The 1,057-nt window shown below is 78.3% G+C and carries 2 protein-coding genes; both read left to right on the forward strand.

The window, feature by feature from the left end:
* On the forward strand, positions 1-745 hold a 745-nt coding region (locus Q6969_RS15900; protein WP_317231308.1), incomplete at its 5' end, for a cytochrome c oxidase assembly protein.
* 36 nt (positions 746-781) lie between these two features.
* A partial coding sequence (locus Q6969_RS15905; RefSeq protein WP_317231309.1) for a DUF2510 domain-containing protein occupies positions 782-1,057 on the forward strand: 276 nt, incomplete at its 3' end.

The raw sequence follows: 1,057 nt of genomic DNA on the forward strand, positions 1-1,057 counted from the left end.
CCGGCGCCGCCGCGCATGGCCCGCGCACCGCACGGCCCTCTGGATCCTCGGGCTCGCCGCCGCGACCGCCGCCGTCACGGGCCCCCTCGCCGCCGCCGCCCACGACGACCTCGTCGCCCACATGGTCGGCCATCTCCTGCTCGGCATGCTGGCGCCCCTCCTCCTCGTCCGCGCGGCGCCCGTGACGCTGGCGCTCCGGGCCCTCGACGTCGTCCCCGCCCGGCGTCTCGCGGCGCTGCTCCGGTCGCGGCCGGTGCGGTTCCTCGCGCATCCCGTCCCGGCCGCGGTGCTGGCCGTGGGCGGCATGTGGGTGGTCTACGGGACGCCCGTGCTGGTGCGCATGCACGGCGACCCGCTGCTGACGGCCCTCGTGGACGTGCACGTCCTCGCCGCCGGCTGCCTCTTCACGGCGGCGATCGTGGGCGTCGACCCGTCGCCGCACCGCCCCTCGCCCCTCGTCCGCGGCGGCGTGCTGGTGGCGGCGATGGCGGCGCACGGGATCCTCGCGAAGGGCCTGTACGCGGCGCCGCCCGTCGGAGTGCCGCGCGCCGAGGCCGAGCTGGCGGCCCGGGTGATGTACCACGGCGGGGACCTGGTGGACGCCCTCCTCCTGGTGCTCCTCTGCGCGGGGTGGTACCGGGCCGTCCGGCCCAGGGGGCGCCCGGACGCCCCTGACTGGGGGTGCCCGGGCCATCCGACGCGCACCCCGGGGCTTCACGGTCGCCCCGCCCGCCGCCTAACCTGAGCGGAGGAGGAGACTTTTCTCCAGCTGAGGAGCACCATGTCGTCGCCCCCGCCGCCCGCCTCCCCGACGTCGGTCACCCCGTCGTCCGACGAGCCCGGCTGGTTCGGCGACGGCGAGGGCAACCAGCGCTTCTGGGACGGCAGCCGCTGGACGCCCCTCGTCTCCGGCCGCCGCGTCTTCCCCGGCCGCGCGTCGTCCACGCCCGAGCCGCGCCTCATCTCGGAGTCGCCGCTTCCCGAGGACTACGCGCCCGGCGCCGCGTCCGTGGCGCCGGCCGCAGGATCCGCCGGCCCCTCCGCGGCCGCACCGCCG

The sequence above is a fragment of the Clavibacter sp. MX14-G9D genome (assembly GCF_032917815.1).
Taxonomy (GTDB): Bacteria; Actinomycetota; Actinomycetes; order Actinomycetales; family Microbacteriaceae; genus Clavibacter; species Clavibacter michiganensis_K.